At 47.7% G+C, this 26,251-nt stretch carries 23 protein-coding genes; 13 read left to right on the top strand and 10 right to left on the bottom strand.

All coding sequences use genetic code 11. The features are described 5' to 3' along the window. Positions 1 to 7: 7 nt before the first annotated feature. The 5 genes from accC to nikR form a co-directional block, all read right to left on the bottom strand. The gene (accC, locus tag AC5YBZ_RS15285; RefSeq protein WP_494543145.1) at positions 8 to 1,390 is read right to left on the bottom strand and encodes an acetyl-CoA carboxylase biotin carboxylase subunit; all 1,383 of its coding nucleotides are present in this window, start codon (positions 1,388 to 1,390) and stop codon (positions 8 to 10) included. A gap of 8 nt (positions 1,391 to 1,398) precedes the next feature. Further along, a complete protein-coding gene (accB, locus tag AC5YBZ_RS15280) occupies positions 1,399 to 1,842 on the bottom strand; it encodes an acetyl-CoA carboxylase biotin carboxyl carrier protein (protein ID WP_494523977.1) in 444 nt (147 codons plus the stop codon). An 18-nt stretch (positions 1,843 to 1,860) separates the two neighbouring features. Beyond that, complete coding sequence (aroQ, locus tag AC5YBZ_RS15275) at positions 1,861 to 2,307, bottom strand: type II 3-dehydroquinate dehydratase (RefSeq protein WP_494543144.1); 447 nt, start codon at positions 2,305 to 2,307, stop codon at positions 1,861 to 1,863. A 358-nt stretch (positions 2,308 to 2,665) separates the two neighbouring features. Next, complete coding sequence (locus AC5YBZ_RS15270; protein WP_494543143.1) at positions 2,666 to 4,582, bottom strand: TonB-dependent receptor plug domain-containing protein; 1,917 nt, start codon at positions 4,580 to 4,582, stop codon at positions 2,666 to 2,668. 378 nt (positions 4,583 to 4,960) lie between these two features. Continuing rightward, on the bottom strand, positions 4,961 to 5,371 hold the full coding sequence (gene nikR / locus AC5YBZ_RS15265) for a nickel-responsive transcriptional regulator NikR (RefSeq protein WP_475514977.1): 411 nt from the start codon (positions 5,369 to 5,371) through the stop codon (positions 4,961 to 4,963). A 182-nt stretch (positions 5,372 to 5,553) separates the two neighbouring features. Between nikR and AC5YBZ_RS15260 the strand changes: the two genes are divergently transcribed. Genes AC5YBZ_RS15260 through AC5YBZ_RS15240 form a run of 5 tightly spaced genes read left to right on the top strand, consistent with a single transcriptional unit; the run spans position 5,554 to position 10,176 of the window. Further along, on the top strand, positions 5,554 to 7,104 hold the full coding sequence (locus AC5YBZ_RS15260; protein WP_494543142.1) for an ABC transporter substrate-binding protein: 1,551 nt from the start codon (positions 5,554 to 5,556) through the stop codon (positions 7,102 to 7,104). After that, complete coding sequence (locus tag AC5YBZ_RS15255; protein WP_494543141.1) at positions 7,092 to 8,081, top strand: ABC transporter permease; 990 nt, start codon at positions 7,092 to 7,094, stop codon at positions 8,079 to 8,081. Before AC5YBZ_RS15260 ends, AC5YBZ_RS15255 begins: the two co-directional genes overlap by 13 nt. Further along, positions 8,074 to 8,904, top strand: coding sequence for an ABC transporter permease (locus tag AC5YBZ_RS15250; RefSeq protein WP_494543140.1), 831 nt, complete (start codon positions 8,074 to 8,076; stop codon positions 8,902 to 8,904). The genes AC5YBZ_RS15255 and AC5YBZ_RS15250 overlap by 8 nt, the downstream gene beginning before the upstream one ends. Further along, positions 8,898 to 9,608 (top strand): ATP-binding cassette domain-containing protein, encoded by a 711-nt coding sequence (locus tag AC5YBZ_RS15245; protein WP_494543139.1) that lies wholly within the window; start codon positions 8,898 to 8,900, stop codon positions 9,606 to 9,608. The genes AC5YBZ_RS15250 and AC5YBZ_RS15245 overlap by 7 nt, the downstream gene beginning before the upstream one ends. Next, positions 9,592 to 10,176, top strand: a complete 585-nt coding sequence (locus tag AC5YBZ_RS15240) for an ATP-binding cassette domain-containing protein (RefSeq protein ID WP_494543138.1) — start codon at positions 9,592 to 9,594, stop codon at positions 10,174 to 10,176. Before AC5YBZ_RS15245 ends, AC5YBZ_RS15240 begins: the two co-directional genes overlap by 17 nt. 25 nt (positions 10,177 to 10,201) lie before the next feature. On the opposite strand, the gene arfB is transcribed toward AC5YBZ_RS15240, so the two are convergent. Beyond that, entirely contained in the window at positions 10,202 to 10,618 is a 417-nt protein-coding gene (gene arfB / locus AC5YBZ_RS15235) for an alternative ribosome rescue aminoacyl-tRNA hydrolase ArfB (RefSeq protein ID WP_494523972.1), read from the bottom strand. A gap of 103 nt (positions 10,619 to 10,721) precedes the next feature. Here arfB and AC5YBZ_RS15230 point away from each other — a divergent pair, with 103 nt between their 5' ends. From AC5YBZ_RS15230 to AC5YBZ_RS15205, 6 genes are all read left to right on the top strand, one after another. After that, positions 10,722 to 11,099: a SpoIIAA family protein gene (locus tag AC5YBZ_RS15230; RefSeq protein ID WP_110457071.1), complete on the top strand. Its 378-nt coding sequence runs from the start codon at positions 10,722 to 10,724 to the stop codon at positions 11,097 to 11,099. A 77-nt stretch (positions 11,100 to 11,176) separates the two neighbouring features. Further along, complete coding sequence (locus AC5YBZ_RS15225; protein WP_475514970.1) at positions 11,177 to 11,362, top strand: DUF3012 domain-containing protein; 186 nt, start codon at positions 11,177 to 11,179, stop codon at positions 11,360 to 11,362. A gap of 190 nt (positions 11,363 to 11,552) precedes the next feature. Beyond that, positions 11,553 to 11,948, top strand: coding sequence for a hypothetical protein (locus tag AC5YBZ_RS15220; RefSeq protein WP_494521573.1), 396 nt, complete (start codon positions 11,553 to 11,555; stop codon positions 11,946 to 11,948). A gap of 218 nt (positions 11,949 to 12,166) precedes the next feature. Next, positions 12,167 to 13,471 carry a TolC family protein gene (locus tag AC5YBZ_RS15215; RefSeq protein ID WP_494543137.1) on the top strand — a complete coding sequence of 435 codons (1,305 nt, stop codon included), beginning with the start codon at positions 12,167 to 12,169 and terminating at the stop codon, positions 13,469 to 13,471. A 17-nt stretch (positions 13,472 to 13,488) separates the two neighbouring features. Continuing rightward, on the top strand, positions 13,489 to 14,748 hold the full coding sequence (locus AC5YBZ_RS15210; RefSeq protein ID WP_494523970.1) for an efflux RND transporter periplasmic adaptor subunit: 1,260 nt from the start codon (positions 13,489 to 13,491) through the stop codon (positions 14,746 to 14,748). A 12-nt stretch (positions 14,749 to 14,760) separates the two neighbouring features. Further along, the gene (locus AC5YBZ_RS15205) at positions 14,761 to 18,006 is read left to right on the top strand and encodes an efflux RND transporter permease subunit (protein WP_494543136.1); all 3,246 of its coding nucleotides are present in this window, start codon (positions 14,761 to 14,763) and stop codon (positions 18,004 to 18,006) included. Between the two features lie 93 nt (positions 18,007 to 18,099). Here the strand turns inward: AC5YBZ_RS15205 and AC5YBZ_RS15200 are convergent, their stop codons facing one another. Then, complete coding sequence (locus AC5YBZ_RS15200) at positions 18,100 to 20,106, bottom strand: amidohydrolase (protein ID WP_494523968.1); 2,007 nt, start codon at positions 20,104 to 20,106, stop codon at positions 18,100 to 18,102. Between the two features lie 138 nt (positions 20,107 to 20,244). Here AC5YBZ_RS15200 and AC5YBZ_RS15195 point away from each other — a divergent pair, with 138 nt between their 5' ends. Further along, complete coding sequence (locus AC5YBZ_RS15195) at positions 20,245 to 20,877, top strand: TetR/AcrR family transcriptional regulator (RefSeq protein ID WP_494523967.1); 633 nt, start codon at positions 20,245 to 20,247, stop codon at positions 20,875 to 20,877. Positions 20,878 to 20,974: 97 nt separating this feature from the next. Here the strand turns inward: AC5YBZ_RS15195 and AC5YBZ_RS15190 are convergent, their stop codons facing one another. The 3 genes from AC5YBZ_RS15190 to AC5YBZ_RS15180 all read right to left on the bottom strand — a co-directional run bounded on the left by AC5YBZ_RS15190 (position 20,975) and on the right by AC5YBZ_RS15180 (position 24,356). Further along, on the bottom strand, positions 20,975 to 21,907 hold the full coding sequence (locus AC5YBZ_RS15190; RefSeq protein ID WP_494523966.1) for a LysR family transcriptional regulator: 933 nt from the start codon (positions 21,905 to 21,907) through the stop codon (positions 20,975 to 20,977). Between the two features lie 181 nt (positions 21,908 to 22,088). Continuing rightward, on the bottom strand, positions 22,089 to 23,288 hold the full coding sequence (locus AC5YBZ_RS15185) for a hypothetical protein (protein ID WP_494520809.1): 1,200 nt from the start codon (positions 23,286 to 23,288) through the stop codon (positions 22,089 to 22,091). Between the two features lie 42 nt (positions 23,289 to 23,330). After that, positions 23,331 to 24,356 (bottom strand): FAD:protein FMN transferase, encoded by a 1,026-nt coding sequence (locus AC5YBZ_RS15180; RefSeq protein ID WP_494543135.1) that lies wholly within the window; start codon positions 24,354 to 24,356, stop codon positions 23,331 to 23,333. An 894-nt stretch (positions 24,357 to 25,250) separates the two neighbouring features. On the opposite strand from AC5YBZ_RS15180, the gene AC5YBZ_RS15175 reads away from it, so the two are divergent. Beyond that, positions 25,251 to 26,168, top strand: a complete 918-nt coding sequence (locus AC5YBZ_RS15175; RefSeq protein ID WP_494543134.1) for an aspartyl protease family protein — start codon at positions 25,251 to 25,253, stop codon at positions 26,166 to 26,168. Positions 26,169 to 26,251: the final 83 nt, after the last annotated feature.

The raw sequence follows: 26,251 nt of genomic DNA, 5'->3' as shown, positions 1-26,251 counted from the left end.
ATCGCCCCTAGCGGTCGGCTTTATTGGTCGGCAGAGTCGCCAGCAGTGAGTGCTCTAAATAATCGATGGGCTGCGCGCCTTGGGCAAAGCCATCGTCGGCCAGTATCCGCTTGAGCAAGGGGATATTCGTGTTAATCCCTTGGATAATCAGTTCATTTAAGGCAACGCGCATACGGGCAATGGCGCAGTTGCGTGAGCTCCCCCAAGTGATGAGCTTACCTATCATGGCATCGTAATAGGGTGGCACTTGATAGCCTTGATAAAGGTGCGAGTCCCAACGAACCCCAAGGCCGCCAGGAAGGGTCAGTGCTGTGATGGTGCCGGGTGATGGGATAAAGTTAACAGGATCTTCGGCGTTAATACGACACTCAATAGCATGACCATGGCATTGTATTTGTGCTTGGCGCATGCAAAGAGGCTGATCTGCGGCGATACGCAGCTGCTCGGCGACCAAGTCGAGATGAGTCACCATCTCTGTTACCGTATGTTCTACCTGCAAGCGGGTATTCATCTCCATAAAGAAAAACTCACCCTCTTGGTAAAGAAACTCTATGGTGCCAACGCCCTCATAGCCTATGGCTTGGCAAGCCTTAATACAGCGTTGACCGATAATATCGCGCTGCTCATCGGTTAACCCTAATGCCGGCGCTTCCTCTATCACCTTTTGCTGGGCACGTTGCATCGAGCAGTCACGTTCGCCTAAAAACAGCGCATTGCCCTGCTTATCGCATATGACTTGCACCTCGATATGGCGCGGCTGGCTTAAGTATTTCTCTAGGTAGACGCCGGCATTGCCAAACGTGGCTTCGGCCTCACCTTGAGTTAAGGCTATGGTGCTTAGCAGCGCGCTGGCATCGTTAACGATGCGCATCCCTTTTCCGCCACCACCGGCGGTGGCTTTGACCATAACCGGATAGCCAATAGCGTAGGCCAGAGCCAAATTGGCGGACGCATCATCGCCCAACAGGCCATCAGAGCCGGGAATCGTCGGTAATCCTGCCGCTTTCATGGCGGCAATGGCACTGACCTTATCCCCCATTAGGCGGATAGTGTCACTGCGTGGGCCGATAAACACAAAGCCACTGGCGGTCACTTGCTCGGCAAAGGTGGCGCTTTCGGATAAGAAGCCATAACCAGGATGGATAGCATCGGCATGGGTGAGTGCGGCAGCGACCAGTATTGCTTGGCTGCTTAGATAACTTTGGCTCGATGGTGCGGCGCCAATACACAGGCTTTCATCGGCAAGGGTGACATGCAAGGCGTCTTTGTCGGCGCGTGAGTGAACGCTCACTGTGGCGATACCCAATTGCTGGCAGGCGCGGATGATCCTTACGGCGATTTCACCGCGATTGGCGATAAGCACTTTGTTAAACGGGCGCGATGCTGCCATGGCAGAGCTTACTCGATAACCATTAAGGGTTGATCAAACTCAACGGCGTCACCGCTGTTGCATAAAATTGCCTTCACTACGCCAGCATGTTGGGCTTGTATTTGGTTCATCATTTTCATTGCCTCAATAATGCAGACGGCGTCACCTTGCTCGACCCTTTGTCCCACTTTGACTAAAGGCTTGGCGTCTGGCGAAGGCGATAAATAGAAGGTGCCTACCATAGGGGACACCAGCAGATCTTCCTCGGCATAGTCGAGTGACTTAGTCGACTCTGGGTTGGTTATATCTTCAGAGTCATCGGCGGTTTGGCCAAATGCTTTGGCCGCTACGGTATTGGTGTAGCTCAGGTCGCGGCAAATACGAATTGACTCTTCGGCATTTTTAATTTCCAGCTCCGAGATATCAGAGGCTTGCACCAAGGCGATCAGTTTTTTAATTTTACGAATATCCATACGCTTGTCTCTTGAGCATTAGTGAGCTGCTTTGATACGGCTGATGGCCGAGCGCAGTGCAAATTGATAACCCATTTCACCTAAGCCACAGATCACCCCAACGGCTTTATCTGAAAAGTAGGAGTGATGTCGAAACGGTTCGCGGGCATGCACATTCGACAGGTGCACCTCGATAAAGGGGATAGCCACTCCCAGTAGTGCGTCTCTAAGCGCGACACTGGTGTGGGTAAAGGCCGCCGGATTGATAATAATGAACTGGGCATCGCTGGCATGAATGGCATCGATCAGTTCATGTTCGGCATTGGATTGAATATGTTGCAGTTCCACCGCTTCCGCTTGGGCCATTTGGGTTAACTGTTCGACAATCTGGCTTAAAGTGTGATGACCATAATGGCCGGGTTCTCGACGACCTAACAGGTTTAGATTAGGGCCATTGACTAACAATATTTTCGCCTGACTACTCATGCAACATACCTTTAGGAGTGAGCTGCAGCGCGGCGCGCAGATGCTCATTTTTAATAGATAACTGCAAGTTAGCATAATTTAGCGCTATTTTGTCGCCGCAATTTAAATTTCATCATCAGCCTGGGTAGAGGCCGATGTTTGCATCAAGCATTATCGCCTATGCTGCGACAAAGAGTAGCGGTTACTGCTATTGGTTGTGGAGGGGTAACCCTTATCTCCCCCTTATTTAGTCGAGGCGAACAACGAGGCTGGCAATGACTCGTGATTAACTGATAAGACAGAGAAATAAGACAGAGAAACGATGGGCTTCTCTGTCTTAGGTATTTGGTGCGTCGGCTAAATATAGCGCCGCGCTATGTTAAAAAAAGTATTTATATTGCAGCTGCAATGTGCGCGGTGCGCCCATGGTTTCAATGGGGTATTCTGCTCGGTGGCCGTGTTTAAAAATACTCTGCGGCACTTCGCTATCAAATAGGTTGTCAATGGTGAACTGCAATTGCTGGTTTTGTTTGGCTGATAACCAGGTTTGCAGGCCAATATTGGTAAGCATATAGTCACCGGCAGTGAGGCCATAATCTAAGAACTCTCCGACATATTGGCCGCTCACCCACAGCGTCACATCATCGTTCATCTCGTAGTTTAGCTTGGCAAACCCGGTGTATTTAGGCACGCGTTCAATTTGCTGGCCATTATCTTTGCGCTCGGCATGGGCATAGCCACCGCTGAGTTCCATTAACCATTTCGCTGAAAAGGCTTTGACCAAGTGAATATCTATCCCATAGCTTTCGACACGGCCATTAAGGTTGCTGTAGGTAAACTGGGTGTCACTGAGCGCGCGTTGCTCTATGAGGTTATCAATATTGCGCCAAAAACTATCGACGGTTAATGAGATATCACCTTGATAATTAACCCCAATATTAATACTTTCACTGGTTTCTGCTACTAAGTCAGGATTCCCCAAGGTACCCAGCTGTTGATAGAGTTCTGAAGCGGTTGGCTGGCGATAACCATTGCCAAGATTGGCCTTCAGTTGTAATTGTGACGTTATATCGTGAGTTAATGCGATACTGCCAACCCAGATAGATTCGTCATTGACCAGTTTATTGACTCGTGCTCCCAGTGATAGTTGGGTATCGGGCAGGCTGCTTAACTTAGGTTGGTATTGGCCAAATAGTGCATAGGTACGGTCAGTTGGCGTGGTGAAGTGCATAACCTCGTCAGCGCCTTCAAATTGTTCATACTGACCTCCCATAATCCACTGACTCCCATCTTGGGTGTGATAGTTAGCGGAGACGATCGCGCCGTAATCTTTAAAGCCCCAATATTGATCCCAGTAGGGAACATCGACCTTGCCGTCAGCCTCTTTGGTGATTTCACTATAGTGAGAGTCCCAGTGTTGGTAGCTTAACTTGGTTTGTAATAGCAATTGGTCTGACACTTGGAGTTGCCAATCGGCATAGGCGAGCGTCTGTTTGCGATCATTTTCACTCAAAATAGCGTTGTAAGCTAAAGGACGTTCGAGTAAGCCGTCATTATATTGAGCAAAAATAGTCAGTTGCTGGGCATCGCTGATAGACCATTTAATTTTTGCATTGAGGTTATTCATACGATAACCCCGCTCTTTGTCTAAGGCCGCCGTTGGTGAGTATTCCTCATCGGGCCAAAGTGCGTAGCCTTCTGACTGGCTTGAACTGGCGGCTAAGCTAATTTGGAGATTATTGATTTCGCTGCTGACGAACGCTGATAGATCATAACTGGGCAGCGTATCAGCCACTAAGCTAACTTCACCGCGATCATCATGTTGATAGCTTTTGGTGATGATATTGATGATCCCCGCAATGGCTTCCGAGCCGTGGATCACGCTTTGGGCCCCCTTAATCACTTCGATGCGCTCAATCATCATGGGGTTAATACTGTCGGTATAGGTTGAGCCATAAAGCCGATTATTGAGTCGATTACCGTCAAGTAACCAGAGGATGTCTTGCGGGCGACTGCCTTGCAATGCATAGTCGGTATCGGTATGGCGACCCGCTGGGCCGTTAGCGAATAAACCCGGTACAAACTGGCTGAGGACCTTGTTGATATCGACCGCCCCAGCGGCTTGGATCATCTCACTACTGATAATGGTGACATCGCTACCCAGGGTAACATTTTGGTAGGTGCCGTCATCTTGATATTGCACACCGTGAACGGTGATTTTTTCGATATCATCAGCGAAAGCGGCGTTGTTTACAGCTAATAACGTTAAAGCTAATCCCCATGTTTTCAAATACATTACTCATTCCTTTTGGGTACGCGGTTATGTTTTTGTGACCTAAGTTAACGGTGTGTATTATATGTTTGAGTGGGGATAATTTTGCGAGCTAGATCAATTATATCGGCGATAGTATGAAAAATATTATAAAAGTATTACTCGTGCGGTGTGAATATCGCTGGCAATATAATGCGCTTAATTAAATGGCTGAATCATTTATTAATGGGTGAAAAGGGATTGATATTAGGCTTGAATATGCTTGATGAATTATAGTGGTTACCACTGGCTAAGCTTGGTCGATGGGCATTAAAGGTGGGTTGTATTAGTCATACTTAGCCATTTAAAGATGGCTAAGGTATTAATGGGAATGTAATACTTTAGGCTTAAATATAAGGCGGGTTAAACGATACCCGTGCGGCTTAAGCGTGCCACCTTGACGCCTTTAAGCACAGCGATTCGATTCACTATGCTATTGAGTTCACTGGCTTGTCCTTTGATAATAATGGTTTCTAGGCAGTTATGGTGGTCAATATGAACATGAGTACTACATAAAACATGAATTAAATTATTGTGCTGTATCTCAAGCAGTTTTTCAGTTAGTCCTCTTTGGTGATGATCAAATACGAGGGTGAGCACGCCCACCACATCTTCTTTGCTATTATTCCACTGTTTATCAACCAGCCTATCGCGAAATAGATCTCTTATATATTCAGAACGAGAAAGATATCCGCGCTCTAATTGATCTTCTTCAATTTCTTCAAATTGAGATTTAGGCATGGAAACGGTAAAGCGGATCGTGTCGTTAGGCATAAGTTAAATTCTATTAAGCTTAATTACAGTGAGTATCCTACAGATATAAAAAGGAAGCAAAAATATAAAATTGATCTAAGTCAACGATAGTATTAAAGAGCTGTTTTTAGGCTGATTTTTAGACAAATACCGGCTAGTATGACGAATATTTTAATAGTATTACGCGCTTGAGCTGAATGTTTATGAGACGGTTAATTTTGCTGCTGTTGTGTGGTTGCTTCGCTTGCCAGTCAGTGGCCGCGACGGATAGGGAAGTGGCTGCCACTGAGAGGGTATTGACACTCGCCTTAGGGGCCGAGCCCGACGCGGGATTCGATCCTATCTTAGGCTGGGGTAAATATAACCGGCCGCTGTTTCAGTCGACACTGTTGCGGCGCAATAAACAACTTGAGCTGGTGGGCGACTTAGCGACATCGTGGACCTTATCAGCCGATCGCTTAACCTGGCAAGTCTCGCTACGAAAAGGGGTTAACTTTAGCGATGGCACAAAGCTTACGGCTGAAGATATTAAGTTTACCTTCGATACTGCTAAGCAAATTGCCTCAATACACGATCTCACTAATCTAGAGATGGTTGAGGTGGTATCAGATGGAGAGCTCAGGTTTCACCTGCAGCAGGCCGACATCACTTTTATCGATAACTTTGTCAGTTTAGCGATTGTGCCTAAAGCAAGTTATGGTCCCCAATATGGTTTAGCACCTGTTGGCTCGGGGCCGCTTAAGTTTGTTCGCTGGGATCGCAATCAACAGCTCATCATGGTTCCCAATCCATATTATTACGGCCAAAAGCTGCAATTTAAAAAAGTGGTGGTCATTTTTAGTGATGAAGATAGCCGCTACTCTCGGCTGCGCGTCGGTCAGCTAGACCTTGGCGCGATAGCGCCGCGCTATGCGCAGTTACTGCCGCCGACATATCGGCTATGGCGTATTGACAGTGTCGATAACCGCGGCATTGCTTGGCCTATGCTGCCTAAGCAGGGCAATAACATAGGCAATGATGTTAGCTCAGATCTGGCAATCCGCACCGCTATCGACTTAGTCATTGATCGTCAGGTGTTAGTTGAGCAACTGCTAGAGGGCCATGCGACGCCGGCTTATTCGATTGCCGATGGCTTGCCTTGGGGGCCAGTTGCTCAAGCCCACGAACCTCAAGTCGATCGCGAGGCAGCCGTTGCACTGCTTGAGAAAAGTGGATGGCAATTACAAGGTGGTATACGCCAGCGCGATGGCGTTAAGGCGTCGATGACGCTTTATTATTTGGCAGGCGACACCGTGCGCCAACAATTAGCCTTGGCGGTGGCGCAAATGGTCAAACCGCTCGGCATCCAAATCACTCCCGTCGGTAAAAGTTGGGAGGCCATCTATAAACAGATGCATCAACAGCCGGTGTTATTTGGTTTTGGAAGCCACTCGGCAACCGAAGTGAGGGGCGTGCATCACAGTCAATATCGAGGCCAAGGCTATTTTAATTCAGGCTATTACAGTAATCCTGAAGTGGATAACGCATTAGATGAGGCCCAGCATGCCCCTTCGTGGCAAGCCTCATTGCCGTATTGGCAAAGCGCGCAGCAATTCATTGCCCAAGATAAACCTTGGACTTGGCTGGTTAACCTTAAACATCTTTATGCGGCCAATGTCTGTCTTGATCTGGATTCGCCCGGGATTGAGGCCCATGGTCACGGCTGGCCATTAGCCAATAATATCGAACATTGGCGCTGGCAATGCCCCAACTGATGCCCACCCATAGCTATGCCATCTTAAGTGCTGGTTTTCGGCTGGTATTACTGCTGATTTTGGTGGTATTACTGGCCTATCTTCTGCTGAGCTGGACACCGATAGATCCGCTGAACGCCTATTTAGGCGGCAATGTCTTTGGCATTTCTGAGCCACAAAAGACCTTGCTCGCCCAGCAGTTGTCACTGGATCAAAGTGTGGGGCAGCGTCTACTGCATTGGTTATCTGGGTTAGCGCGAGGCTATCTCGGCTTTTCTACCCTTTATCAGCAGCCCGTATCAAGCGTTATCGCCACCCATTTACCCCTATCGCTACTGCTCATTGGTCTTAGCTGGGTAGGATCATTGGTACTCGGTTATCTGCTGGGGTTAGTTGCGGGTATTTATCAAGACAGTTGGCTCGATAAGGCGGTGCAGCGGTTTTCATGGTTGATGGTATGCATGCCCTCTTTTTGGTTAGCCATGCTGTTTATCAGCCTATTTTCAATTGCCTTACAGCTCACCCCCGTGTGCTGTGCTGCGCCAATTGGTATGACTTTTTCTGAGCAATCTGTGTTCAGTATGTTGCATCATCTGCTATTGCCTGTCGCTACCCTGACGGTGGTGAGCATGGCGCCAATAGTGTTGCACACCCGAGAGAAGGTGATTGACGTGCTGCAGTCTGATTATGTGCAGTATTCTCTGGCGCATGGGGATAGCCTGTTTAAGGTGGTGCGCTTTCATGTGATCCGTAACAGTCTATTACCGGCAATCGTGTTGCAATTTGCGACCTTTGCAGAGCTGTTTGGTGGCTCGCTGATCGCCGAAACTGTGTTTAGTTTTCCCGGATTAGGCGCCAGTATTGTGAAGGCAGGTTTAGCCAGTGACACCGACTTACTCATGGGCTGCACCTTAATTTCGGCATTGATGGTCTTTAGCGGTAACCTTATTGCCACTGTGTTATCACGCTACTTTATTCAGGAGGCTGGGGATGCGTGATCTACTGCGTCAGCCCAGTTTTATGGCCGCGCTTGCCTTACTATGCGGGTTAGTTGGGCTGGCCTTGCTTTGGCCTTGGCAGGGGGCAGAGCTCGATTTACTCAATAAATATCAAGCGCCTTCACTACAACATCTGTTTGGCACCGACTGGCTCGGCAGAGATCTGTTTAGTCGCAGTCAACAGGCGCTGGTGCAGAGCCTGTATGTGGGCGGGCTTGCGGTATTGCTGAGCAGTGTGTTGTCGTTGATGATGGCGATGCTTGCCATGTTACATCGCGCCGCCGCGTGGATGGTCGATCTGCTGGTGGATCTGTTTATGTCACTCCCCCACCTCTTGCTATTAATTCTCTTATCGTTAGCCTTTGGCGGTGCAGAGTTCGGCTTAGTGGTGGCGGTTGCATTAAGTCACTGGCCTAAACTCACGCGATTACTGCGTTTTGAAATGAAACAGGTGCAGTCAGCCCCCTATTATCAGTTAGCGAAACAGTTTGGTACTTCACCTTGGCAAAGATTACGGCGTCACATGTTGCCGCATATCTTGCCTCAGTGGTGGATAGGCGGCTTGCTGCTGTTTCCTCATGCGCTCACCCATATGGCGGCGTTGACCTTTTTAGGTTTTGGTCTTAATCCTGACTCGCCATCCATGGGCGCCTTGTTAGCTCAGGCATCGCAATATGCGTTAACCGGACATTGGTGGTTTGCCCTGTGCCCCGGTTTACTCTTGCTCAGTTGCTTGCTGCTCTTGTCTTATGTTGCGCAGCGTCTGCTGCTCGGTTTACGTCAGGGGCCGCAAACTCACCTTGAAGGAGGGGTTAAATGTTAACTGTCGAAGGGCTTAGTATTCAATCCGATGCTGTCTCTCTATTGTCGCCGTTAAGCTTTTCGCTCAAGCAAGGTGAGGTGCTTGGCGTGATAGGCGCGAGCGGTAGCGGTAAAAGTTTATTGGCACAGGCGTTGATGGGGCAGGTTCCGCCCGGCTTTAAATTAGGTGGCAAGGTTACCAGTCAGCAAGGCGCTCGGCGCGCATTGGCGGCGCAGTCGGCCTCTGTGTTAGATCCGTTGCGATTAATCGGGTCACAATTGCGTTATGCCGCGCAGCGATTAGGCAAACGCGCCTCGACGCGTCGACACTATTTTAAGCTTGGCGGCAATATTACTGAGTGTTATCGGCACCAGCTCTCTGGCGGTATGGCAAAGCGTGCCTTAATGGCGCAGGCTTGCTGGCAATCGAGCGAGATTATGATTGCCGATGAGCCCTGCTGCGGACTCGACGTCGAAGCGGCAAAGGCGATATATCAACATTTAGCGATGCTTGCTCGCGATGAACAACTGGGCGTCATGGTGATTAGCCATAATTTGAGGCAATTATTGCCTATTGCCGACAGAGTGTTAGTGCTGCGCGATGGGTGCGCCGTGGAAATGACCACCCCAGCGCATATTCGTGCAGGGGCGTGTGATGAGTATACGCACCGCTTTTGGACGTCACTGCCAGAACATTGGGAGCCTGAACGTGTTGCGGTTGCATAAAGGCTATGTGCGTCGAGGCGAGCAGTTAATCACATTTCCAGACATCGAGCTTAAGCGCGGCGAAATAGTGGGGGTATCAGGCCCCAGTGGTGTGGGCAAATCCACTTTAGCGAGCATGCTTGCGGGGATAATACCTATGCAAGCTGAGCTGCACTCATTGCCAAGGCGCGCGCGGGGTAAACCTAATCCGGTGCAGTGGCTTATCCAGCAGGGGGAGTTTGCGTTTAATCCCAGATTAACCCTTAAAACCGCGTTAGATGAGAGCTGGCAATGTGACGATTACCTGCCACTGCTTAAGGATTATGGTCTGGAGCCCTCTTGGTTAACAAGACGGCCAAATCAGTTATCCGGTGGTCAGCTACAACGTTTTAATTTGATCCGGGTATTAGTGCCCACCACGCAGTTTATTATCTGTGATGAGGTAACGGCACATCTGGATACCATCACCCAAGCCGAGTTTTGGCAGCACTTATTAGCTACGGCAAATAAGCGTAACTTAGGCGTGTTGGTGATCTCCCACGATCCCTACCTACTCGAAGCGATTTGCGATCACATTGTGACTTGGTAAAGCGCCGTCAACGGCAAGCGTACGCTTAATCTCGAGGCTTCTCTTGGCGCAGGGCCTTGGTGGCACCGCGCTGTTTTTTGGCCTCGATACGCCGTTTCTGGCTGCCTTTGGTGGGCTTGGTGGCGATACGCTTTTTAGCGGTATGTCCAACGCTGGCGACCAAGCTGATAAATTGTTCCAGTGCGGTTTGACGATTAGCATCTTGGCTGCGGCTAGCTTGACACTTAATGATGATTTTGCCGCTTTTGGTAATACGATGATCAGCTTTAGCCAGTAAGCGTTGCTGATACAGTTCGGGGAGCGAGGATTGGCGAATATCGAAAATAAGCTGGGCAGCGGTAGAGACTTTATTGAGATGTTGGCCTCCAGCGCCACTGGAGCGGATAAATTGCCACTCAAGTTCATGGTCTTGTAGTTCAATTCGATTGCTGATTTTTATCATGCAGGCTCTTTAATGGTGATTATTTGATATAGACAGGTATCATTGCACTGACCAAATAAGGCAAAATGGTCAACTCATTCTTGCACCGTCGCGGAGTCCCAATATGTTATGTCAAATCGCTGATATCACCAATGGGGTGATCAGTTTATTTGCTAGCGGTCGGTTATCGACAAAAGATTATTGCCAGTTAATCGCCCCCATCATTGAAAAATACCAAGCCGAGTCAGGTAAAGTCTGTCTGTATATCGAAGCCGACGTACTGCTCGAAGGCTGGGAGAGCCAGTCATTATCAGGTGTCGGTGAGGTTCAACTACCTAGGTTCGATGCGCTAGTTTTAGTGGGCGGCCCTGATTGGTTTGGTAATGCCGTGCGTCTAATGGGGCCATTTATGCAAGGCGAGGTCGCGTGGTATCCGCTCGAGCAAAAGCCATTGGCTATTGAATGGATAACAGCCAAATTAAGTTGCCCATTAACCCAATAAACAATTTAGGCTACACTGGCTGTTGGAAATAAGCCCGAGCGCAACACAGCGTTATAGCGAATATTGAAGGAAATCCTATGTTAGCCATTAAATCTCCAGTCCTTAAGTGCGCAACATTAGCGCTGTTTACTCTGACACTATTGTCAGGCTGCGCGCCAGAAGTGGGTAGCGAAAAATGGTGTAAGCAGATGGAAGATAAGCCCAAAGGCGATTGGACCGCTAATGAAGCTGCCGATTACGCCAAGCACTGCGTCTTTAAATAATCGCTTAATACCGCGTTATCCATAGCAAATGTGACGCCGACAATACTTTAGTTATGTGAGGTATTGTCAGCGTTGAACAAATCATTACAATGCCTGTCAAATAGCTATTCATTTGATTTTTTAGCTTTATTTTTTAAGGGTGTCTGTGAGTCGTTTCTTCCACCTCGTTATCCAAAAGATCGCATTAATGATGATCGCTATCGTGGCGCTGCAGTTTGCAGTGGCTAACTTTGGCGTCCATCAGTTGCACTTAGGGGATCATCAGGAGGAGAGTGAAAACCACCCCCATCTGCAGTTTACTGCCCAGGTGATCAGCCTATCCCAATGTGTCGATTGCCAATGTGCGTTCGATTCACCTGAGCTAGACAAGCATCAATCCACGGCCCACCATCAACATCAGATCAGCAAAACCGAGACCCAAACTTTCGACCTCTGCCTAGATTGCCAGTGCCACGGTGGTCATGCGACCTTATTGTCGCAAGTGATTATTGTGCCATCGCTGCCTGTGTCTGATGCGCCAAAGAACTTAGCTCACCATTACTTCCCACCCGAGCAACAAGCCGCTTACCGCCCCCCCATAGTGTAATTCTGTTAGCCCATATTCTTCTGTAGCTCATGGCCGTCTTAGCAATAAGGCCGCGGCTTATGCTATGGCGTTTTATCGGATCATATTCAACTCATTAACGCTGTGACGCTTAATGTGATGGAGATTGACACCCTATTTAGCTGCCCCGCTTTGACCTTGCGTGGATGGACGCCATATGGCGCGGTGGCTGGATCGAATGTTCAATACTAGGAATTGCGATGCAAAAAAGTATTATCGCGGCGCTACTTTTGGCCAGCTGTAGTGGCCCAGTCGTGCATGCCCTGTCCAGTGGGGCACCAAGTTTTGCGCCCGCGTTGGCGCAAATCAATAGCAGTACACCCCCTTTTCAGGCTTGGTTACCAGAGTTGTTACAACAATTTAATCAACTGCCACAGATCAAGGCGCAGCAAGCCAAGCTCAAGCAGGCTGAGTTAATGATGTTGGCGGCCGACAACGCTGTTTATAACCCCGCGTTAGATGTCAGCTATGAAGACGGCGTAGATCAGACCTATGGCATAGGGGTAAGCCAAACCTTAGATTGGGGCGATAAACGCGGCGCCGCAACGCGCACCGCCATGTTGCAAGCTGAAATATTGCGCTCTGACGTTGCACTAAGTCGCAGTCAGATGTTAGCCGAACTGCTCTTGGCGATTGTGGAGCAAAGACGGCAGAGCAAGATCTTGCACTTTCAACTGCAGCAGCTCGATGCGGCTAAGCGGCAACTCACTATTGCCAAGCAGCAGTTGCAGGCAGGCTTGTTGTCACAAGCTGAACATCAACTTATTCAGCTTGAACTGGCGAGCCGCGCCGCAGAGCATGCCATGGTAGAGCAAGATGCCATAGCGGCCGACGCTAAGGTGTTGATGCTCGTGGGCACCACCTCAGTTGCCTTTAATGACTTTATTACTGCGCTCAGCGTCGATGACACGCCTTATGTCATCCGCTCAGAGGTCACGCCCGAGCTGCCAGCACTCAAGGGGGCATATCAACAAGTGATGCTCGCCAAATGGGCGGCAGAGCAAGTGAAGGCCGATACCGCCGCCGATCCCACCATCAGCTTTGGCGCCGAACGCGAAGGTGACGACAATAAGTTTACTTTGGGCCTGTCGGTGCCATTGCGCCTGCGCAATAACTACCGCGACACCCATGCTGTTGCCAGCAGTGAGGTCGTTGTGGCGGAGCAAAATTACCTGGCTAAAGTGCGTGTCATTAGCCAACAGCAGCAGCTATTTCAACTCAGCTTTGCGCGATTACAACAACGTTATCAGCAGTGGCGCCAATTGGTGCTGAGCTCCAGTGCCGGTATTGCCGATGCGTTAGGTCAGCAATGGCAGGCCGGTGACATTAGCACCAGTGATTACCTGCAGAGCCAGCGTCAACTGGCCAGTAGTTATCTGGCTGGTTTGTCATTGGAGTCGGCCTTGTATCAATCTTGGCTAGATTGGATGGGGGCTAGCGGCCAGTTAGAGCACTATTTAACTGCGCAGTTGAGTCTGCCCGCGCACGCCCAAGCATCTAAGTGAATTTAGGACGACATAACATGAATAAGCAAATCAATACGATCCAAGGCGTGACGCTAAGCGCAAGGCTAATAAAGGCCGCACAGTTACTATCAATTACCACACTATTAGGCTTGTCAGCCAGCGGGTTTGCCAGTGACAGCCATGATCACGGCGCAGCCAGCGACCTCGAGCGCCCACATGACGCCCGCGAAGTGGGGCACGACCACCAAAGCGAGCTGCCAGAGCATCGCGAGGCCGATAACGCCCATGGTCATGATGAGGATGAAGCCGAGCATAGCGATGGGATTGTGCTTAGCGCCGCCCAGCGAGAGCTTGCCGGCATTAAGGTGGTATCGCTCTCTAAACAAAGTTTTAGTTTAGAGGCGGTGGCAACGGCCACCTTAGTGGTGGACCGTAATCGCACTATCACCTTGGCGCCACAACTTGAGGTGCGGGTGCTTAAGCGGCATGTAGTGCCAGGGCAAGAAGTGCAGCAAGGGCAGCCCATTTTGACCCTAGGCGGCGCCGCCGTGGCCAAGGCGCAGGCGGAGTATATCAATGCCGCCGCTGAGTGGAGCCGGGTACAGCGCATGAGCCCAAGCGCCGTCAGTGCCAGCCGTCGCTTGCAGGCGCAGGTGGACGCCGAGCTTAAGCGGGCGACCCTTGAAGCGTTAAAAATGACGGATGGTCAAATTAAGGCGCTTGCATCTCGTCCAGACACCATTGGCCGCTACCAACTGTTAGCGCCAATAGCGGGGCGAGTACAGCAAGATGTGGCCATGTTAGGTCAAGTTTTTGCTGGCGGCACCGCCTTGATGCAGCTTACCGATGAGTCACACCTCTGGGTTGAGGCTCAAGTGACACCGACTCAGGCTGAAAAAGTGACGGTGGGCAGCAGTGTGCTGGTGAAAGTGGGCCCCCATAGCATAGAGGCGCAGATCATCGGCCGCTCCCATGAGCTCAATAGCGTCACGCGCACCGAGCAAATTTTGGTGGCGTTCGATAATCCTGGTCATGTACTGCATGCCGGGCAATTTGCCGAAATTTATCTGGCCGACAATAGCGTTACCGGCGTGGTGCTGCCCGATGCAGCGTTGACCCGGGGCGGTGATGGTGACTGGCAAGTGTTTGTCGCCACTGATGAGGGGTTCGAGGCGCGAGAAGTTGAGGTGGTTGAGCGTCAACGGGGCATGAACTTAGTGCGTGGCTTAAGTCCTGAGACTCAGGTGGTGATTTCGGGGGCCTTTTTCTTAGCGTCCGAACAGGCCAAGTCGGGCTTTGATATCCACAATCATTAAGGGATCCTCGCTATGCTACAAAAATTAATCGATACGGCGATAGCCAATCGTCTGCTGGTGGTGTTGGCCCTGCTAGGGACCATTGTCGCCAGTGTGGTGGTACTGCCTAAGCTCAATCTCGACGCCTTTCCCGATGTGACCAATGTGCAGGTGACGGTCAATACCGCAGCTGAAGGCTTAGCCGCCGAAGAGGTGGAAAAGCTAATAAGTTACCCCGTCGAGTCGGCGATGTACGCCTTGCCTGCGGTCACAGAGGTGCGCTCATTGTCGCGTACGGGCTTGTCTATTGTGACTGTGGTGTTTGATGAAGGCACGGATATCTATTTTGCTCGCCAGCAAGTGTTTGAGCAGTTGCAAGCGGCCAGAGAGATGATCCCTAGCGGAGTCGGAGTGCCCGAAATTGGCCCCAACACCTCGGGATTAGGGCAAATTTATCAATATATTTTACGCGCCGAACCCGGTTCTGGCATCGATGCCTATGAGCTGAGAAGCCTGAATGATTACTTAGTGAAGCTGCTGATGATGCCCGTGGCTGGGGTGACCGATGTGCTCTCCTTTGGCGGTGAAGTGCGGCAATATCAAGTGCAGATAGAGCCCAACAAACTGCGCAGTTACGGCCTTGATATGGCACAGGTAACCGCTGCGCTTGAGAGCAACAACCGCAATGCCGGTGGCTGGTTTATGGCACAAGGCCAAGAGCAACTGGTGGTGCGCGGTTACGGTATGTTGCCCGCGGGCGATGCGGGTCTCAAAGCCATTGCGCAAATCCCCCTGACCGAAGTGGCGGGAACCCCAGTTCGAGTAAGTGATATTGCCAAAGTGGATTACGGCAGTGAAATACGGGTGGGGGCGGTCACCATGACGCGCCGCGATGACGCTGGGCAAGCGCAACACTTAGGCGAAGTGGTGGCTGGCGTGGTGTTAAAACGCATGGGAGCCAATACCAAGGCGACCATAGATGATATTGCCTCGCGACGCGCGCTAATCGAGCAAGCTTTGCCCGATGGCGTGTCGTTTGAGGTGTTTTACGATCAGGCAGATTTAGTGGCGCAAGCGGTCACCACAGTGCGCGATGCCCTGCTAATGGCCTTCGTGTTTATTGTGGTGATTTTAGCGCTGTTTCTGGTCAATCTGCGCGCTACCTTGCTGGTGTTGTTGTCTATTCCTGTGTCGATTGGTCTGGCGCTGATGGTGATGGCTTACTTTGGCATGTCGGCCAATTTAATGTCGCTAGGCGGCCTCGCCGTGGCGATTGGTATGCTGGTCGATGGCTCGGTGGTGATGGTGGAAAACATCTTTAAACATCTTACCCAGCCAGATAGAGGTCATTTAGCTAAAGCACAGGCTAGAGCAGGAGGTGAGCGTGATCCGTACCATGCCAATCAAGACGATCTTAGTAAAGGCCGGGATAGTGAAGGCGCGGGTAGCGGTATTGCCATTAGAGTCATGTTGGCGGCAAAAGAGGTGTGTCGGCCTATCTTTTTTGCGACCGCCATTATTATTGTGGTGTTTGCGCCGCTGTTTGCCTTAGAAGGGGTTGAGGGCAAGCTGTTTCAGCCGATGGCGGTCAGCATCATCTTAGCGATGATATCGGCCTTGTTGGTGGCCTTGATTGTGGTGCCAGCACTGGCAGTAATCTTGTTTCAACCGGGAGTGTTCAAACGGGGGGTGAAACTGAGACAAAGCGTGTTGCTTAAACCGATTGAATCCCTCTATCGCAAGCTGCTCACCGTCACCATGGCGCGCCCTAAAGTGGTGGGATTAACCGCGATACTGATGTTTGCCTTAAGCATGGCGCTGCTGCCTAGGCTAGGCACAGAGTTTGTGCCCGAATTAGAGGAGGGCACCATCAATCTGCGCGTTACCTTAGCACCCACCGCCAGCCTTGGCACTTCGCTTGAGGTCGCGCCTAAGCTTGAAAAAATCTTAATGCAATTTCCTGAGGTGGAATATGCGCTAAGCCGCATTGGCGCGGCGGAGCTCGGCGGCGACCCTGAGCCTGTGAGTAATATTGAGATCTATATTGGTCTCAAGCCGCTGGAGGAGTGGCAATCGGCGAGCGATCGCTTTGCCCTACAGCGGCTAATGGAGCAAAAGTTGAGTGTCTATCCGGGTCTGCTGTTTACCTTCTCACAGCCTATTGCCACTCGCGTAGATGAGTTGTTGTCTGGGGTGAAGGCGCAACTTGCTATCAAGCTATTCGGCCCAGATTTAGCGGTATTGTCGCAAAAAGGGCAGCAACTGAGTGATTTGGTGATGCAGATCCCCGGCGCGGTCGATGTGTCGCTGGAGCAAGTCTCTGGTGAGGCGCAGTTGGTGGTGCGTCCTAAGCGTGACGTGTTAGCCCGTTATGGCATCAGTGTCGATGAGGTGATGAGCCTAGTGAGCCAAGGAGTGGGCGGCGCGAGTGCTGGGCAGGTGATCGATGGTAACGCCAGATATGATATCAATGTGCGTTTGGCCGCCGAGTACCGTAGTGCGCCTGATGCGCTGCGGGATCTGCTGCTTAATGGGGCGAATGGTGCGACCGTGCGACTTGGCGAAGTGGCCGATGTGTTGGTTGAGATGGCGCCGCCCAATATCCGCCGCGATGATGTGCAGCGCCGCGTCGTGGTACAAGCTAACATATCGGGACGCGATATGGGGTCTGTGGTCGATGATATTTATGCCATCGTGCCCCAAGCCGAGTTGCCACCAGGCTACACCGTCGTGGTGGGTGGGCAGTATGAAAACCAGCAGCGCGCGCAGCAAAAGTTGATGCTGGTGGTGCCTATCTCTATTGGGTTGATCGCCTTGCTGCTCTACTTCTCATTTGGCTCTATTAAGCAGGTCGCGCTGATTATGGCCAATGTCCCCCTGGCCTTGATTGGCGGTATTGTCGCGCTCTATCTCAGCGGCACTTATCTGTCGGTGCCAAGCTCGATTGGGTTTATTACCCTGTTTGGGGTGGCGGTGCTTAATGGTGTGGTATTGGTGGATGCGATTAATCAGCGCCGCGCAGCGGGTGAGCCGCTTTATGCCTGCGTGTACGAAGGCACTGTCGGGCGGCTTCGTCCGGTACTGATGACGGCGCTGACATCCGCGTTAGGCCTCATTCCTATTCTGCTCTCTAGCGGCGTAGGCAGCGAAATTCAACAGCCGCTGGCCGTAGTGATCATTGGCGGCCTATTTAGCTCGACCGCCCTGACACTGCTGGTGTTGCCGACCCTGTATCGCTGGTTGTATCAAAATAGCGCGCTAAAGGGCAATAGGAGTTAGAAGCCTTGGATTAAGCCTAAGTCAACGAGCAATGGAATCATGATGAAGGGGGAATATGATTCACCCTTCATCATGGTTATTCAGTTATTTTTATCAATCTTTGTGATAAACCATTGTTCCATCGATATATGTGGCAACCACTTCTGTACCACAAAACTCTTCATCATAGGCAATATCACAAATTAAATAAGCGGTTTCAGTATCCTCATTACCTTTTTCATCAAGGGTAATGGATTCTGCCATTGCTATAATATCTTGATTAATAATAATAAAATCAGCAAGCTTTCCAATTTCCAATGAGCCAACTAATTTATCCTGCTGTAATGCCTTGGCGCCATTAATGGTGTATGCATCAATTAAATCACGAATACTCATGCGCTCTTCTTTGTTCATGACGACCCATCGATAATCATCCTCGCCTAACATTTCTTCTGGCACATTTGCCGGATCGGGAATCCATTCTCCACGAAGCAAACCGTACATAATATTGGTAAACGGACGCGGACCCTTAAAGTCGATAGGTGCATCACTACCAATTGAGATGATGCCACCGTTTTTACGAATGCTTTCCACAGGGTAAAACTTATTAATAAAAGCGCTGTCTTGGCGATAAAAATCCTCTAAATCATAGGTATTCTTGATTTTGTCCATGTAAGGTATGACAGAAACATCATAGGAGTGCCATGGCGCAAACCATGCCGGTGTAGGGGTGGCAAATACGCCAGATTGACCGAAGCGTGCAACATCTTCAGGACGGACTAACTGTAGGTGTGCAATATTGTGTGGAGCAGTTGATGTTGGGTTGGCTGCTCGGGCATTTTCAACTGCTGTTAGCGCAATATCTACCGCACGATCACCTATTGCGTGAAAATGTGCGTTATAACCGGCTTTATCAATCTCCATCACCAGACGATTGATTTCATCAGCCTCCATTTCTAGCAAGCCACGATTAATTTTATCATGGGCTGCATCGTAATAATGGGTATCACCGTTCTTCGCGATATCTACATTTAGGTACGGTTTAAATACCGCTGCCGTTTGTGTTGGGGCTTCAATTACGCCATCAACCATAAGCTTGACAGAGTCAACCTTGAGACGACTAGAACCTTTTGCTTTAGCTCTAGCATCGGCTACATCGCTCATTACCTTAGTAAGATCGACCTTGCCATCAGCCCCCTTATGTCTGCCTTTTTGTACTACCATACTCAAGCTAATACGTGGTAATAAAGTATTTTGTTGCGCCATCGCACTGTAAACCGTCACATCACGCTGATGTGCCCAAGCTTCCATGCCTGACGTAATACCATTAGCAACAAAATAATTATTAATTTCATCTTGTCGTTGCAGAAATTCTGCCGCTGTCGTGGTCTCGTAGGCGAATAAGTCCCATGCTGCCTGACTTTTTAACTGCCCAACAGGTTTGCCTTGTTCATTTAACGGAATAAGATTGGCGTAGTCTTTCAGGCTCGATGACAGTGTTTCTTCGGTGACAGCGTAGTGAACGCCGTCAAGTTCGGCTGCATTTTTTAAGGCGTAATGATTAACGGCGTAAGCGTGTCCATCAGCACCAATCAAAATCAGTTTATGTGAATTTGAAATACTGTCTAGACCTGTAGCTATATCTGGAAAACCACCTAAATAACTTGCCTTGTCAGCTCCGTAACCATTGAACTGGGTGACCGTTATCCATTCTCCTGCGGCTGGAGCATTATCCCCTAGGTTACTTAAGCAACTCTTTATATCGCTGATAACTTGTGCCAATTTATATTCATTTTTCTCTGGCAATGCGCATGTTTCTGCTTCTAAAGCTAATAGTGGGTGCAAGTGTGTATCATGCAGTCCAGGCAAAATCATCTGCCCTTCTAAGTTAACGGTATTCGTATTACCCGTGGCAACCCTTTTCGCCTCTTCGTACTCACCAACAAAAACAATTTCGTTTCCGCGTACGACCATGGCTTCGACGGTCTCTTGCTTAGCATTTGAGGTATAAATCGTACCGTTATGAAATAGTGTCGCTGGGCTCTGTTCTTGGAAAGAGCTACAAGCACTAACCATGCTTAACAACGCGCCTACTCCTAGGATTTTTCTACCTATGTACATATAAACTCCATTTTTTACAGTAATTACTGATATTTTAAGCTACAGTAATTACTGTAAAATAACAACGGCGGGTTTTATTCATTCTATTTTGTTCACGTGGTATTATTTTGTGAACTGTCATTGTCGAATTCTCAGCTTATGATGCCCATACCCGAGCCGTTCCAGCTCAAAAAAGAGCCCAAACAATTGCGCTCAAAGAAACTAGTACAAAAAATATGTGCGACGACACTGGCTGTTATCAATAAGAAAGGGATACGTCATCTCAACACCAATTTAATCGCTATTGAAGCTGGCATAGACGTATCGTCGATTTATCAGTTTTTTCCTAATAAAGAATCCATTTTGTACTATATTGCCCGAAATTGGATGGAGGAATATACCGCAGTTTATGAGCGGTTCGATTCAGAACCTGAATTATTAGCATTGCCTTGGCGTGATTTTTTTTCCCGTTTATTAACTGACTGGAATCTTCCCGATCAGAGCTCAAAATTATCTGCCTTACAAGCGGTTTGGCGGACTTATCCAGAATTTGAAGAGTTAGAGCATCATCAACTTGAATTTCATACTCTTTTCGTTCTGAAGCATTTTAAACGTTATAAGGCAAAAGGGAACCAACAAGAGTGGCGAGACATTGCGGCTTATATGTTTTATGTTGAAGACTCTATTAATGAAGTGATTGCAGACCCCCATTTGAACTTCAGCACTTCATTATTACGTTTATATAAAGAGTCATTATTTAGCTTGCTAGAAAAATACCTCAACAAATATTAGCTAGTGTTAATGTTTTTGGTGTGTAAGTTTAATTAATCTCTTTGCTAGATATGGTTAAGGTGATTATAGCTGGCTAGGATTATGTCCTTGCTTTTAATTAAATATGGGTTCTCAAGTTATCGACCAATGCATTAGTAAAGGCGGGATCTGCATCCTTTTGGCTCTGCAGATAAATATTGTATTGAGGACGTTTGGCTGAGTGGTTGACTTTATCTTTCCAAAAATCGGTTAAATCGACATAGTCTATGGTGCCTCTTTTCTCTATTGCCTCCGTGACCATAAATGATGCCAGTAAACCGATGCATTCGGTTTTTTCAATATGCTCTAGTAACAGGTTAAGGCTTGTGGTTTTCATTGATACAGATAAGGGGAGCTTTAATTCGCTCGAGAGGGTTTCCAATTTATGGTTTTTAGGGCCATTCATGGAGTAATAAAATAGTGCAACAGGGTGGGAAAATAATATCTCAATGCTTAAAGGGTGCTCAAAGATGGGGTGACCTTTCTTAGCGACTAGGTAAAAGTTGTGTATTTGACCAATTTGATGAAGCTCTACTTTATCGTTATGAGTTGGGTTAATTGCAATCGAGTAATCTAGCTTAGATTGGTTAATCTGGTGTTGTACATCGCCAGTCCAAGGGTGAAGATTAAACGTCAGGTTTGCTTGAGTTGCGGCGCGGCTATGATGAAGGCAATCCATCACCATAGAGCTTAGGTGTTCCTGTACTGCGATATTAATTTCACGTTTACACAAGCGGTTATTCTGAGCCGTGCGAGCAAGAGTTTGATATTGTGAGACTACTGATTTCGCCAAGGGATAGATGGTTTCTGCAAGATGGTTTGGCTCCATGCCATAGCGTTGTCTGACAAACAGAGGATCGCCAAAAATTTCGCGCAAACAAGTTAACGAACGACTCACTTTAGATTGAGATACGTTTAGCCTGACCGCCGCAACAGTGACACTTTTATGGTCACATAACGCGACCAAAACGTTTAAAGTGAAGTAGTCTAACCGGCTTATCTCATTAATCATTATGTAATAAAAGCCATATAAGAAATCCTTAGCCAATTCTAATGTACCCTCAGTTTATTTCGAGGATGCAACTCACATAACGGTTGAAAATAAGTGCTGTTTAAAGGTGCGCGACTTAGGTTAGATGGTAAAAGGGCTTACCCAGTAGTAAGCCCCTTATTTGAGTGCTAAACGCTAATTTTTAGCCCAGAGGAATGATTTTTTCGACCTTGAATGTAATGTTACAAGCACCGACTTGGTTCCAATCTATATCTTTTGGATCAAAGGTTTCGCCGATACCGGCACCCGGAACAGGTGTAGCCCAATCGGCAGCAAATAAACCGGTACGAGTATAATCTGTTGTAACGATTAAGCGGGCGCCGCGATTACGGCTATCTTCGTCAAAGCCTGTTTTGGCAAATTGAGTCTCATCATATTGGTAGTAGGATAAGCGGGCATTACCATTCATGATGGCGTTGTAACAGGTGTTGTTTTTACCGATAAATACAGAGCTGAAATAATCGCCATTAATATTTTTCAATCCCCACCCAAATGTCGCCACATTAGGCGTTTCAATGGTTACACCATTTTCAACATATTTGTTTACCGTAGCAACGAGTTTAGAACCTAAGTAATTATCTGCAGTTTCAATTACATAAGCCTTACCGTCATTCGGGTACATCTCTTTCATATGTTCACGGTTTTCCATCACACAGGCTTGCGCTAATGTGGTTGCCCCGGTGTTCGCTTCTGTCGCCTCGGTCCAGCGGTAATTATGTATTTTGGTGTTCACCGCATCTTCTAACCATTTAGCGTTTAGGAAGGAACCAGTTGTGTAATATGAAAGGCCTGAAGCGCCGGTTTTGCCATCGATAGCGCCAGGTTTAAATATGGGCTGTGTGTAGGTGGGATCCGTTGGGTTGCCTACTAAGTCTGCTGGAGGGGCTGAATGTGGCGCGTGGCAGCCAGCACAATCGCCATAGTCGCTATGAGGCGGCGTGACCCCTGACTCACCAGTGCCGTCATAGGTATGGCAAGAAAGGCATTCATCACCTGCAACACCGACGTTGGCTTTTAGCACCAGTTCGGCTTCTTTAGTATTAGGGTCTATATAATCGAATGCTACGTCAATCTCTGCGCATTGAGTAGAAAAATCATAGGGTTGTAACATATTATCTTTGAGTTCGCCTATCGCTAATTGTAGATCGGCTTTCTCTTTGGCTAGCTTGATTTGGGCATCGTTAAGCTGATCATTTTGAGTGGTTAATTCGCTATTCGTTGCTTCTAGTTGTGCTAATTTATCTAATACATCTTGGCTTGTTTTTTCGACAGTATCGTCATTACAACCCGTCATTAGAACCAAAGATGAACAGATTAATGTCGCTAATAGTTTCTTTTTCATTGTTACCACCTACTACATTGTTTTTATTTAAAATATTAAGTTTTAGTTGAGATATGCTTGGAACGCTTTACTGTGATGAAATGTGATTTCGCCAGCATGATTTTCAATTAACATCAGGGGAAGCCCGAACCTTTCTGCCATGGCTAATGCAGGCTTAACTCCCATGACAACCGTCGCAGTAGCAAGTGCATCAGCGGTGGCACAGTCGTCAGCGATGACGGTGGCCGATATTACTTGCCGTTGCACAGAACGACCTGTTTTGGGGTTAATAATGTGAGAAAATTGAATGTTGTTTTGTTCAAAAAAATTGCGATAGTCGCCAGAGGTCGCAATGGCTTTATCACTAATAGAAAGGGTGGCAACCTGATCACGACTGTTTAATTCAGGCTTATCCACTGCAACTTGCCACAATTGGCCATCGAAACGTTTTCCATTAGTCACCAGCTCACCGCCGATATCCACTAAAAAGTGCTCAATCCCCTCTTGGCGCAATAGTCTTGCTATTTCGTCGACGCCGTAACCTTTAGCTATCGAAGAGAGATCCAGTCGAGTGCGTGGATCGCGTTTTGTCAGCGTTGTGCTGGCTAATGTGATGTTATCCAGGCCTGTATATTGCAACACTTGCTTTATTTCGTTAGCGCTTGGTATTTGGCGAGGGTGGCTTGATGGTCCAAACCCCCAAAGTTCAACTAGAGGCGCGATGGTGATATCAAGCGCACCGTCAGTCATTTTTGCGATAGCAATAGCTTTTGCTAGTACTTCAGCTAGTGGTGGAGATATCTGTATTGCATCATTGCCTGAGTAGGCATTAATTTTTGATATTTCAGAATCTTGTCGCCACGTGGACATAGAAGCGTTAATTTCTTCTAGTCGTAACTCTATCTTTTTTCGCAGGAGATAGACTTGTTCTGGTGTGGTGTTATCGGAATCCCAAGTTATCCGATAATTATTTCCCATGGTTTTGCCATATATGTTATATGTCTTAAATCCTATATCACTCGCTATTGCACTTGATGATATAACCATAATTAAAAAATAGAGCAATGAGCAGAAATTGAATTTATTCATAAGTCACGTTTTAAATATTCGCCATGTGCTAATAACATAACTGTAAAATCATCGGGTTCAATACGAGCCGTTACACCGTGTGATATATTTCATAGTGTATTTATGAGAACTAAGACTCAACGCAAGATAGTTGATGATTGAATATCTAAGATCCATTTTCCGTAGATCTTAAGTCTACCTGCGTGAACCCAATTTGCAGCTTAAAGAACATGATCTAGTGAGGCATCTTTTAGTGCCTGCATTCCCCCCCCCAGATGGATACTATAAGTGATTGATATTTTGGGTTACATATTTAAGGGTTGCAGTGGAGGGATACATTAATGGTTGTTTGTATTTTTCTGTATTTTTAGTTTAACTTGATTTTAGTCTATTAGTTAGTCTGTGGCTTAGATGAACATTGGATTTGTTTGACGAGAAATAAGTGGGTTTTATATCGGTCATATTTACATTTTTATGTTATCACTATATTCGATATGGATTTTGGATTTTAATTTGTCTGCTTGAGATTTTTATTTTTATTTTTATTAATAAGGTTTTTTAATTGGGTTTCTTTTTGGTAGTGCTGAATTGAATTGTGTCAGACCATTTTTGTCGTTATAAATACGAATTCAGTTTATTTTAAAAAGGGTGACCTTTTGATTGTATCCGGTGTGATGTTAAACGTGACAAGTCTACTAAAGTATTTAAATTTTCTGATAGCGGCTAATGATATCTACTGTTTCCACTAAGGGAGGAATTTAGGCGTGAAGCTAAAGTGGTGAAGTTTAAGTCCGAATAATCTAGGAGTTTACAAAGCTAAGCATAGGGATAGTCTCTATGAGTTATAGCATTGACATATCTAGGATTATTGAATAGGTTGTCTGGTTAATAACTATACTAAATTAAGGATGATTGATGTACGTCTCACTTCGACGACTATTTTGTATTTTCTGTTTTACCGCCTCTTTTAATATCTTTGCCGTCACCGAATGGGTTGATTTTGAACTTATCAATGGTCATATCAATTTGCCAGTGAGCATTAATGGCATAGAAGGTCGCGCCATTTTGGATAGTGGTGCTCAAGTCAATGCGATTAACACAAGCTTTATTAATCGCCATGGTTTTGAGTTCGATAAAGGCGGCAAGATTAATATTCAAGGGGTGTTCAGCACTGAGAAACGCCAACTTTATAATAATGTCCCTGTGACCTTGTTTGGGGCAACCATCGAGTTTGATCAGTTAGCGAGCCTGCGCATTGGCCATCATGAGGTGCAGTTGTTACTCGGTGCGGGTCTGTTAGATAAGTTTATCTTTCAGATTGATTACCCCAATAGCCGGATGAGATTATTCGAAAGAGGCAGTGTGGATTTAGCTAAACTCGAAAATATTCCGATGCAGATCGACAGAGGCGCGGGGCAACCCATTGTTCGAGTTGAGCTTAATGGTGATGCCGATGAAAACCCTTGGCTTGTCCTCGATACCGGTAATGCAGGCGGACTATTTTTAAAGCGCATGTTAGTAACGGACAATAACTGGCTTGAACTTTACGGTTCTCAGTCGGGGGTCACAGGTGGTGCCAATAGCGTTGCTCTGGTCGATAGCTTTCGGTTGCCTAAGATGAAGTTTGGTCCATACACAGTTGAAAATGTCTTAGTGACAGTACCAGGAGAAGGGCAAACAGAATCGGTCTCGGGTCGCAGCAACAGTGGATCGTCTCGTATCAAGGGTAAAAACATCAAGGGGTTGGTGGGCTATGATGTACTGAAACACTTTGTGTTAACCATAGACTATAAGTCGGGCCATATGCATATAGGCTTACCCGAAGACTCATAATCAGCCTTATGGGATCTCGATAATAAGGGCACAGGATCGCATCATCTGTGCCCTTTTTTGTGGCTTTATTTTAGGTCAGCGGG

It is taken from the genome of Shewanella sp. 553, assembly GCF_059338375.1.
The sequence above is the reverse complement of the archived record's forward strand: the minus strand, read 5'-3'. Positions and strand labels throughout refer to the sequence as shown.

What these genes read in the sequence shown, in the direction of transcription:
- AC5YBZ_RS15255 (WP_494543141.1), top strand. Translation starts at nt 7,092, where the DNA reads ATGCCCCAACTGATGCCCACCCATAGCTATGCCATCTTAAGTGCTGGT.
- accB (WP_494523977.1), bottom strand. Translation starts at nt 1,842, where the DNA reads ATGGATATTCGTAAAATTAAAAAACTGATCGCCTTGGTGCAAGCCTCT.
- nikR (WP_475514977.1), bottom strand. Translation starts at nt 5,371, where the DNA reads ATGCCTAACGACACGATCCGCTTTACCGTTTCCATGCCTAAATCTCAA.
- AC5YBZ_RS15200 (WP_494523968.1), bottom strand. Translation starts at nt 20,106, where the DNA reads ATGTACATAGGTAGAAAAATCCTAGGAGTAGGCGCGTTGTTAAGCATG.
- AC5YBZ_RS15185 (WP_494520809.1), bottom strand. Translation starts at nt 23,288, where the DNA reads ATGAAAAAGAAACTATTAGCGACATTAATCTGTTCATCTTTGGTTCTA.
- AC5YBZ_RS15230 (WP_110457071.1), top strand. Translation starts at nt 10,722, where the DNA reads ATGTTATGTCAAATCGCTGATATCACCAATGGGGTGATCAGTTTATTT.
- AC5YBZ_RS15180 (WP_494543135.1), bottom strand. Translation starts at nt 24,356, where the DNA reads ATGAATAAATTCAATTTCTGCTCATTGCTCTATTTTTTAATTATGGTT.
- AC5YBZ_RS15205 (WP_494543136.1), top strand. Translation starts at nt 14,761, where the DNA reads ATGCTACAAAAATTAATCGATACGGCGATAGCCAATCGTCTGCTGGTG.
- AC5YBZ_RS15175 (WP_494543134.1), top strand. Translation starts at nt 25,251, where the DNA reads ATGTACGTCTCACTTCGACGACTATTTTGTATTTTCTGTTTTACCGCC.
- AC5YBZ_RS15215 (WP_494543137.1), top strand. Translation starts at nt 12,167, where the DNA reads ATGCAAAAAAGTATTATCGCGGCGCTACTTTTGGCCAGCTGTAGTGGC.
- AC5YBZ_RS15245 (WP_494543139.1), top strand. Translation starts at nt 8,898, where the DNA reads ATGTTAACTGTCGAAGGGCTTAGTATTCAATCCGATGCTGTCTCTCTA.
- AC5YBZ_RS15250 (WP_494543140.1), top strand. Translation starts at nt 8,074, where the DNA reads ATGCGTGATCTACTGCGTCAGCCCAGTTTTATGGCCGCGCTTGCCTTA.
- AC5YBZ_RS15270 (WP_494543143.1), bottom strand. Translation starts at nt 4,582, where the DNA reads ATGTATTTGAAAACATGGGGATTAGCTTTAACGTTATTAGCTGTAAAC.
- aroQ (WP_494543144.1), bottom strand. Translation starts at nt 2,307, where the DNA reads ATGAGTAGTCAGGCGAAAATATTGTTAGTCAATGGCCCTAATCTAAAC.
- AC5YBZ_RS15195 (WP_494523967.1), top strand. Translation starts at nt 20,245, where the DNA reads ATGATGCCCATACCCGAGCCGTTCCAGCTCAAAAAAGAGCCCAAACAA.
- AC5YBZ_RS15220 (WP_494521573.1), top strand. Translation starts at nt 11,553, where the DNA reads ATGATCGCTATCGTGGCGCTGCAGTTTGCAGTGGCTAACTTTGGCGTC.
- AC5YBZ_RS15190 (WP_494523966.1), bottom strand. Translation starts at nt 21,907, where the DNA reads ATGATTAATGAGATAAGCCGGTTAGACTACTTCACTTTAAACGTTTTG.
- accC (WP_494543145.1), bottom strand. Translation starts at nt 1,390, where the DNA reads ATGGCAGCATCGCGCCCGTTTAACAAAGTGCTTATCGCCAATCGCGGT.
- AC5YBZ_RS15260 (WP_494543142.1), top strand. Translation starts at nt 5,554, where the DNA reads ATGAGACGGTTAATTTTGCTGCTGTTGTGTGGTTGCTTCGCTTGCCAG.
- AC5YBZ_RS15210 (WP_494523970.1), top strand. Translation starts at nt 13,489, where the DNA reads ATGAATAAGCAAATCAATACGATCCAAGGCGTGACGCTAAGCGCAAGG.
- arfB (WP_494523972.1), bottom strand. Translation starts at nt 10,618, where the DNA reads ATGATAAAAATCAGCAATCGAATTGAACTACAAGACCATGAACTTGAG.
- AC5YBZ_RS15225 (WP_475514970.1), top strand. Translation starts at nt 11,177, where the DNA reads ATGTTAGCCATTAAATCTCCAGTCCTTAAGTGCGCAACATTAGCGCTG.